The sequence below is a fragment of the Bradyrhizobium hipponense genome (assembly GCF_008123965.1).
Lineage (GTDB): Bacteria > Pseudomonadota > Alphaproteobacteria > Rhizobiales > Xanthobacteraceae > Bradyrhizobium > Bradyrhizobium hipponense.
This window is the reverse complement of sequence record NZ_VSTH01000130.1, coordinates 23,386-31,743: the sequence shown is the minus strand read 5'-3', so window position 1 is coordinate 31,743 and position 8,358 is coordinate 23,386. Positions and strand designations below refer to the sequence as shown.

Annotated in this window: 9 protein-coding genes; 7 read left to right on the top strand and 2 right to left on the bottom strand. The window is 64.2% G+C overall.

Translation table 11 applies throughout. The features are described from left to right. Nucleotides 1-208: 208 nt before the first annotated feature. Nucleotides 209-1,027, bottom strand: a complete 819-nt coding sequence (locus FXV83_RS32290) for an alpha/beta hydrolase (RefSeq protein ID WP_148743625.1) — start codon at nt 1,025-1,027, stop codon at nt 209-211. A gap of 248 nt (nt 1,028-1,275) precedes the next feature. On the opposite strand from FXV83_RS32290, the gene infC reads away from it, so the two are divergent. The 3 genes from infC (at nt 1,276) to rplT (ending at nt 2,858) form a co-directional block, all read left to right on the top strand. Then, a complete protein-coding gene (gene infC / locus FXV83_RS32285; RefSeq protein WP_148743626.1) occupies nt 1,276-1,815 on the top strand; it encodes a translation initiation factor IF-3 in 540 nt (179 codons plus the stop codon). A 403-nt stretch (nt 1,816-2,218) separates the two neighbouring features. Next, nucleotides 2,219-2,419 carry a 50S ribosomal protein L35 gene (gene rpmI / locus FXV83_RS32280; RefSeq protein ID WP_008539890.1) on the top strand — a complete coding sequence of 67 codons (201 nt, stop codon included), beginning with the start codon at nt 2,219-2,221 and terminating at the stop codon, nt 2,417-2,419. Between the two features lie 79 nt (nt 2,420-2,498). Then, nucleotides 2,499-2,858, top strand: a complete 360-nt coding sequence (gene rplT / locus FXV83_RS32275; protein ID WP_148743624.1) for a 50S ribosomal protein L20 — start codon at nt 2,499-2,501, stop codon at nt 2,856-2,858. An 11-nt stretch (nt 2,859-2,869) separates the two neighbouring features. On the opposite strand, the gene FXV83_RS32270 is transcribed toward rplT, so the two are convergent. After that, entirely contained in the window at nt 2,870-3,280 is a 411-nt protein-coding gene (locus FXV83_RS32270) for a hypothetical protein (protein WP_148743623.1), read from the bottom strand. A gap of 149 nt (nt 3,281-3,429) precedes the next feature. On the opposite strand from FXV83_RS32270, the gene pheS reads away from it, so the two are divergent. From pheS to FXV83_RS32250, 4 genes are all read left to right on the top strand, one after another. Next, a complete protein-coding gene (gene pheS / locus FXV83_RS32265) occupies nt 3,430-4,512 on the top strand; it encodes a phenylalanine--tRNA ligase subunit alpha (RefSeq protein WP_148743622.1) in 1,083 nt (360 codons plus the stop codon). 221 nt (nt 4,513-4,733) lie between these two features. After that, on the top strand, nt 4,734-5,180 hold the full coding sequence (locus FXV83_RS32260; RefSeq protein WP_148743621.1) for an endonuclease domain-containing protein: 447 nt from the start codon (nt 4,734-4,736) through the stop codon (nt 5,178-5,180). Next, nucleotides 5,177-7,585, top strand: coding sequence for a phenylalanine--tRNA ligase subunit beta (gene pheT, locus FXV83_RS32255; protein WP_148743620.1), 2,409 nt, complete (start codon nt 5,177-5,179; stop codon nt 7,583-7,585). Before FXV83_RS32260 ends, pheT begins: the two co-directional genes overlap by 4 nt. Then, nucleotides 7,582-8,352, top strand: coding sequence for a sulfite exporter TauE/SafE family protein (locus FXV83_RS32250; protein ID WP_148743619.1), 771 nt, complete (start codon nt 7,582-7,584; stop codon nt 8,350-8,352). Before pheT ends, FXV83_RS32250 begins: the two co-directional genes overlap by 4 nt. Nucleotides 8,353-8,358: the final 6 nt, after the last annotated feature.

The window sequence follows — 8,358 nt, the reverse complement described above, 5'->3', positions numbered from 1 at the left end:
CCCCTTGTGGGAGAGGGTGGATCAATCGTGCGTAGCGCGATTGAGACGGGTGAGGGTTGTCCCTGCGATTCCAACTCCCATTCGAAGGCGTGGAGAGAACCCCTCATCCGGCGCCATAGCCGAAGCTTCGCTTCGGCGTTCTTAAGAACGGCGGCCGAAGGCCGCCTATGCCACCTTCCCCCACAAGGGGGGAAGGAAGACAAGCACTTCACCCGATCTCCGCCACCGCGGCAACAATGCGCGCGATGTCTTGCGGGCGGGACAGGCGGTGGTCGCCGTCCTGGATCATGGTCAGCACGACATCGTCGGCGGGCAGGCGATGCGTCAGCGCGAACGCGTGCTGCCAGGGCACGTCGGGATCCTGGGCGCCTTGCAGGATGCGGACGGGGCAGCCGAGATCGATGGCGCTGCCAAGCACGAGGTGATTGCGGCCCTCTTCGATCAGGTTGCGCGTGATCGGATAGGGCGAGCCGTCTCCATATTCGGAGGGCCGCAGCCACATGCCGCTGGTCTCGATCTCCCGCTTCACCTCGCGCGGAAATTTTTTCCACATCAGCTCCTCGGTGAAGTCGGGCGCCGGCGCGATCAGCACCAGGCCCGCCAGCGACGCCTTAGCTAGTTGGCCCTCTTGAGCTAGTTGGCCCTCTTGCCGCTTCCTGATCTCACGCGCGAGCAGCAGCGCCATCCAGCCGCCCATTGAGGAGCCGATCAGAACTTGCGGGCCATCGCAGAAGCGCTCGAACACCGCCACGCTGTCCTCGAGCCAGCGCCCGATGGTTCCGTCGGCGAAATCGCCGCCGGATTCGCCATGGCCGGAATAGTCGAAACGGACTGAGGCGCGGCCGTGTTCGCTGGCCCAATTGTCGAGCGCGACGGCCTTGGTGCCCTGCATGTCCGACTTGAAGCCACCAAGCCAGAACAGGCCGGGACCCGCGCCGGCGCGGCTGCGCACCGCGATTTTGCGTACTGAGGCGCCCTCGCCGACTTCGATAAAGTCGAGCACGGCATCGGAAAGCGTGTTGGTCATGGAACGTTTACTCTGGCTGTGCGGTTTGAGCTGTTCCGGCCGGGCCGGCGTAATACGGTGTCAACGCTGACCTTTTGGGGCGCTTGCGGAAAGGGGGCAAGGTGTCTATGTCGAGCACCGTGCCGATGGGCGTGACCAAAATGCCGCGCATTTGAGGGTTTTTCGATCGCGGCACAGGTGACTTGCTTGCCGGCAACCGCATCTTCCTTCAAAATAACCGCTTCCTTCACAACTTTGGAGAACAACCCATTCGCCGTCCCAACAGAGCCCCGGCCCCTGCCGCCAAAGACGGGCCGCGCATCAATGATGATATCCGCAACGCGCAAATCCAGCTGATCGATCAGACCGGCGACAACAAGGGTACGGTCGAGACCGTCCTTGCGATCCGCATGGCCCAGGAAGCCGGCATGGATCTGGTCGAGATCTCGCCAAATGTCAGCCCTCCCGTCTGCAAGATCATGGACTACGGGAAGTACAAGTATTCCGCCCAGAAGAAAGCCGCAGAGGCCCGCAAGCGGCAGAAGACGGTCGAGATCAAGGAGATCAAGCTCCGCCCGATGATCGACGACCACGATTACGACGTGAAGATGCGCGCGATGCTGCGGTTCTTCGAAGAGGGCGACAAGGTCAAGATCACACTGCGTTACCGCGGCCGCGAGATGGCGCACCAGGAGATCGGCACCAAGCTTCTGGACAAGATCAAGACGGACGTCGCCGAGCTCGCCAAAGTCGAGCAGGACGCGAGGTTCGAAGGCCGCCAGGTCGTGATGGTGCTGGCGCCGCGCTGACACCGGCCATTTGAGCCCTGACAGTTCCACGGCCCGTCCGGACCATCCGGCGGGCCGTTTTGTTGGTCGGACACGCGGGCCGCGGTCTCGGTGCACCTCTCCCGGTTGCGGGAGAGGTCGGCGCGAAGCGCCGGGTGAGGGCTTCCTCCTCTTGGGGTCTCTCGCCCGCAATCTCGGAATAGTCGGCGGGCCGGTTCGAGCGGTTCACCGTTGCCATTTGGCGCGCGCTCTGCCATAAGCCCAACCTTCATCGCCCGGCTGATTTAAGGGCTGCCGTGGCGGTGTTTCGTGCGGGTTTCGCGCCAGTTCGCAAAAACCTGAGCACAATCAACGCTCTAACGAGCATTTTAGACGGCCAGCCGCCTTCACGGGCGGCATTCTGTTGTGGCCATAGGAGAGCAAAATGCCCAAGCTGAAGACCAAGTCGGGCGCTAAAAAGCGCTTCAAGGTGACTGCCACCGGCAAAGTGATGCACGCCCAGCGCGGCAAGCGTCACGGCATGATCAAGCGGACGAAGAAGCAGATCCGTCAGCTCCGCGGCACCCGCGTGCTGTTCAAGACCGACGGCGACAACGTCAAGAAGTATTTCTTGCCGAACGCCTGATCGCGTCCCCGATCACTGCCACCTGCGCCGCGATTGATGCGGCGATCCGAAAACCAAGTCATCTCTGAAGGATTTTGTCATGTCTCGCGTCAAACGCGGTGTGACCGCCCACGCCAAGCACAAGAAAGTCTACAAGGCCGCCAAAGGCTTCCGCGGCCGCCGCAAGAACACCATCCGCGCCGCCAAGCCGGCGGTCGAGAAGGCGCAACAGTACGCGTTCCGCGACCGCAAGCGCAAGAAGCGGACCTTCCGCGCGCTCTGGATCCAGCGCCTCAATGCCGCCGTCCGTCCGTTCGGCATGACCTACAGCCGATTTATCGACGGCCTGGCCAAGTCGGGCATCAGCGTGGACCGCAAGGTGCTGTCGGATCTCGCGATCAACGAGCCTGCGTCGTTCCAGGCGATCGCCGAGAAGGCGAAAGCTGCCCTCGCCGCCTGAGCAAGCCTGCGCTAACGGCCGGCTCCGCCGGCCTTCAGCGCGCGTCGCGAGTAACGCTGGGCGACCTCCGCCCGGCAGAACGCTGTAAACGACAGGTACATGGTGCCGGATTGATTCCGGTACTTCCCGTCGCAGATCCGCATCTCGCGCTGATAGGCCTGTTTCTGCGCGGCTTTGAGGCCGGGCATGAAATCCGTCTCGCATTTCTTCTCGACGGCGGCGCCGAGCTGGACGTCGCCGCTCGCGGTCAATTCGCAATCCCTGAACACCTTCATCGCGCTTTCGCAGCCCTTCTGGGCACTGATGGTGTCGACGACCTCGTCCAGCGTCATGGATTTCTCCATGCAGACCATCGCGCGCGCCGGGTTGAAGGTGACCGATACAACGACGGCCAGAGCCACCAGGCAGGTCCTCAAGAACATCGCGTCATTCCTCGTCTTCCTCTTGGTGCAGTGTAGCGGCGCAGGGTTCAACACAGCCAATCGTGACCCCGAAACGACCGGCTTTTTGCTTGACGTTACGGCCTTCGGGCGGCGACAACCCAGCCGAATTTAGCAGCAGGGATTTGACAGTGTCCGACCTCGCAACGCTCGAAACATCCATCCTCGACCAGATCGCCGCCGCCGACGACGAGGCCGCGCTCGAAGCGGTGCGTGTCGCCTCGCTCGGCAAAAAAGGCTCGATCTCCGCACTGCTTGCGACGCTGGGCAAGATGTCGCCGGAGGAGCGCAAGACGCAAGGCGCGGCCATCAACCTCGCCAAGGACAAGGTCACGCAAGCGCTCACCGCGCGGCGCGACGTGCTGAAGTCGGCGGCGCTCGATGCGCGGCTCGCCTCCGAGACCATCGACGTCACCCTGCCGCTGCGCGATGCGCCGGCCGAGGCCGGACGCATCCATCCGCTGAGCCAGGTCTGGGACGAGCTGACCACGATCTTCGCCGACATGGGATTCTCGGTCGCCGAAGGTCCTGATATCGAGACCGACGACTACAATTTCACCAAGCTGAATTTCCCCGAAGGCCATCCCGCGCGCGAGATGCACGACACCTTCTTCTTCCATCCGAAGGAGGACGGCTCGCGCATGCTGCTGCGGACCCATACCTCGCCGGTGCAGGTGCGCACCATGCTGAGCCAGAAGCCGCCGATCCGCGTGATCTGCCCGGGCCGCACCTACCGCATCGATTCGGACGCGACCCACACGCCGCAATTCCACCAGGTCGAAGGCCTCGTCATCGACAGGCATTCGCATCTCGGCCACCTCAAATGGATCCTGCACGAGTTCTGCAAGGCGTTCTTCGAGGTCGATCACATCAACATGCGCTTCCGGCCCTCGTTCTTCCCATTCACCGAGCCGTCGATGGAAGTCGACATCCAGTGCCGCCGCGACAAGGGCGAGATCCGCTTCGGCGAGGGCGAGGACTGGCTCGAGATTTTGGGCTGCGGCATGGTGCACCCGAACGTGCTGCGCGCCTGCGGCATCGATCCCGATGAATACCAGGGCTTTGCCTGGGGCATGGGCATCGACCGCATCGCCATGCTGAAATACGGCATGAGCGATCTGCGCCAGCTGTTCGACAGCGATGTCCGCTGGCTGTCCCACTACGGCTTCAAGCCGCTGGAGGTGCCGACACTGGCGGGAGGGCTGAGCTCGTGATGGCTGAGCTTGGGCAAGGGCCTGCGAAGACTCTCTCCGTTCCCTTCGCGGCGAGAACCCTCTCCCTGCCCCTCCCCCGCAGGCGGGGGAGGGAATGGATAGAGCGAGCGCGCGGCGGCTGTCTCAAGGATACGTATTCCCTGTCCGCTCGACAGGTCGAACCCCCTCCCCCGCTTGCGGGGGAGGGCTGGGGTGAGGGTTTCTCCGCGATGGGGTTGCCAATGGTTGATCCTGAACATCCGGACTGGAAAGTGTCGGTGCGCCTGCGCACAAATGCTCGTGCGCTTCGACGCAATTCGGCCGACGCGGAGCGAATCCTGTGGTCGGAACTGCGCGGCAACCGGCTGAATGGCGCAAGCTTTCGACGCCAGGTGGCGATCGAGAATTACATCGCCGATTTCATCTGCCACGCAGCCAAGCTCGTCATCGAGCTCGATGGCGGCCAACACTTCTCGGATGAAGGCGAACGCGCCGATGCACGGCGATCTGCCGTCATCGAAGCAAAGGGCTTTAAGGTCCTCCGCTTCGGCAATCACGATGTGATGACAAATCGCGTCGGCGTTCTCGAAACAATCGCCACTGCCGTTGCGGAGAGAGCCCCCACCCCAACCCTCCCCCGCAAGCGGGAGAGGGAGCAGACCGTCTCCGTGGAGAAAAAGCAGCCATGAAATTCACCCTCTCCTGGCTGAAGGATCATCTCGACACCGACGAGCCGCTGGAAAAGCTGGCCGACAAGCTCACCATGATCGGGCTCGAGGTCGAGAACATCGAGGACAAGACGAAGGCGCTCAAGCCCTTCACGATTGCCAAGGTGAACTCGGCCGAGCAGCATCCGAATGCGGATCGGCTGCGCGTCTGCATGGTCGACACCGGCAGTGGCGCCGCGCCCGTGCAGGTCGTCTGCGGCGCGCCGAATGCGCGCGCGGGGCTCATCAGCGTGTTCTCAGCACCCGGAACTTACATCCCGGGCAAGGACATCACGCTCGGCATCGGCACCATCCGCGGCGTCGAGAGCCGCGGCATGCTGTGCTCGGCCGCCGAGTTGCAGATCTCGAACGACCATGACGGCATCATGGAATTGCCGGCGGATGCGCCGATCGGCGCCGCCTACGCCGAATGGGCCGGCCTCGGCGACCCCGTGATCGAGATCAATCTGACCCCGAACCGGCAGGACTGCACCGGCGTGCACGGCATCGCGCGCGATCTCGCCGCGGCCGACATGGGCAAGTTCAAGGATCCGACCATCAAGCCGATCAAGGGCGAATTCCCCTGCCCAGTGAAGGTCACGGTCGAGGATGCCGCGCTGTGCCCGGGCTTTGCGCTGCGGCTGGTGCGCGGCGTCAAGAACGGCCCGTCGCCGGAATGGCTGCAGAAGCGGCTGACTGCGATCGGACTTCGTCCGATCAACGCGCTGGTCGATATCACCAACTTCATGACCTATGATCGCGCGCGGCCACTCCATGTGTTCGACGCCAAGAAGGTGCGGGGCAATCTCGTGGTGCGCCATGCCCGCGACGGCGAGACGCTGCTCGCGCTCGACGGCCGCACCTACAATCTCGATCCCGCCATTTGCGTGATCGCCGATGAGCACGGCGTCGAATCGCTCGCCGGCATCATGGGCGGCGAAGCATCGGGCTGCGACGAGAATACCACCGACGTGCTGATCGAATCGGCGCTGTGGAACGAGATCAACATCGCCCAGACCGGCCGCAAGCTCGGCATCAATTCGGATGCGCGCTATCGCTTCGAGCGCGGCGTCGACCCGGCCTTCATGGTGCCCGGACTGGAGCTTGCGACAAAACTGGTGATGGAGCTGTGCGGAGGCGCGCCGTCGGAGACCATCGTGGTCGGCAAGGCATTCGGCGACGATCGCGTGATCGACTTCCCGGTCACCGAGGTGAAGCGGCTGTCGGGCATCGAGGTGCCGCAGCCGGAGATGAAGCGCATCCTGACCCATCTCGGCTTCATGATGGCGGGCCCGGGTCCGGTGGTGAAGGTTGCGGTGCCGTCCTGGCGCTCCGACGTGCACGGCAAGGCCGACATCGTCGAGGAAGTCGTCCGCATCTACGGCATCGACAAGGTGCCGGAGACGCCGTTCGAGCGCGGCGAGGATGCGCGCAAGCCCGTGCTGACTCCGATCCAGCTCCGCACCCGCCGCGCCAGACGGGCGCTCGCAAGCCGCGGCATGACCGAGGCGGTGACCTGGTCGTTCATCACGAAGCCTGCAGCAAAACTGTTCGGCGGCGGCCAGCGCGAACTCGAAGTGGCCAACCCGATTGCGTCTGATCTTTCCGACATGCGCCCGACCCTGCTGGCCGGCCTGATCGCGGCAGCGCAGGCCAATGCCGATCGCGGCTTTGGCGATGTCGCGCTGTTCGAGGTCGGCCAGGTCTTCAGGGGCGACCGTCCGCAGGATCAGTTCATGGCGGCGAGCGGCATCCGCCGCGGCTTTGCCTCGTCGGAAGGTATCGGCCGTCATTGGTCGGGTTCGACGCAGGCCAGCGTGTTCGACGCCAAGGCCGACGCGCTCGCCGTGCTGGCCGCTGCCGGCGCGCCGATGCAGGCGCTTCAGATCGTGGCCGGGGGACCTGCGTGGCTGCATCCCGGACGCTCCGGCACGATACAGATCGGTCCGCAGAACGTGCTCGGCAGTTTCGGCGAGATGCACCCGCGCGCGCTCGAGGTGCTCGGCGCCGACGGGCCGCTGATGGTGTTCGAAGTGATCATCGACCGCATCCCCGAGGCCAAGAAGAAGCCGACTCGCGCAAAGCCCGTTATCGAGCTGTCGGCGTTCCAGCCGGTGTCGCGCGATTTTGCCTTCATCGTCGATCGTACCGTCAGGGCCGGTGACATCGTGCGCGCGGCGCAGGGCGTCGACAAGAAGCTGATCACCGCCGTCAACGTGTTCGACGTCTATGAAGGCAAGGGCATCGACGACGACAAGAAGTCGATCGCCGTCACGGTGACGATCCAGCCGCGCGAGAAGACGCTGACCGATCAGGAGATCGAGGCCGTCGCCGCAAAGATCGTGGCCGAGGTGACGAAGAAGACCGGCGGCGCATTGAGAGCATGAGTCTCGCGGACTTTCTGCCCAAGGACGTCAGCCTCACCATCGCGATGGCGCTCTGCGCCATCGCTTTCGTTTCGGGCACTGCCCGCGGCTTTTCCGGTTTCGGCTCGGCGCTGATCTTCATGCCGCTTGCGAGCAGCGTCGCGGCACCGCGGCTCGTCGCAGCGCTGCTCCTCGTCATCGACTTCATCGCGGCGGCGCCGCTCCTGCCCGACGCATGGCGGAAGGCTGACCGCAGGGCGACCGCGGTGATCGTGCTGGGTGCGCTGATCGGCGTGCCCGTCGGCACATATTTCCTCAGCGTGCTCGAACCCGTCACCACGCGCTGGATCATCTCCTGCTTCGTCGCAGCGCTGCTTCTGTTGCTGCTGTCGGGCTGGCGCTATCGCGGCAAGGATCACGCCTGGCTATCGGTCGGCATTGGCAGCCTCTCGGGCTTCTGTAGCGGGCTGGCACAGACCGGCGGGCCGCCGATCGTCGGCTACTGGCTCGGCCGCCCGGTCGCCCCCATCGTCGCGCGCGCCAATATCCTGCTGTACTTCGGCGCGTCGGACTTCTTCTCGATGGTCAGCTATGCGACTACCGGCCTTATTTCGCGCGAGTCCCTCGTGCTTTCGGTCATCGTCGGCCCGGTCTACGCCATCGGCGTCACGTTCGGCGCATCGCTGTTCGGGCGCGCGAGCGAGAAAGTGTTTCGCGGCATCTGCTATGTGCTGATCGCGATGGCGGTTGTTGCCGGCCTGCCGGTGCTGGATGGGGTGTTGCGCTGACCCCCT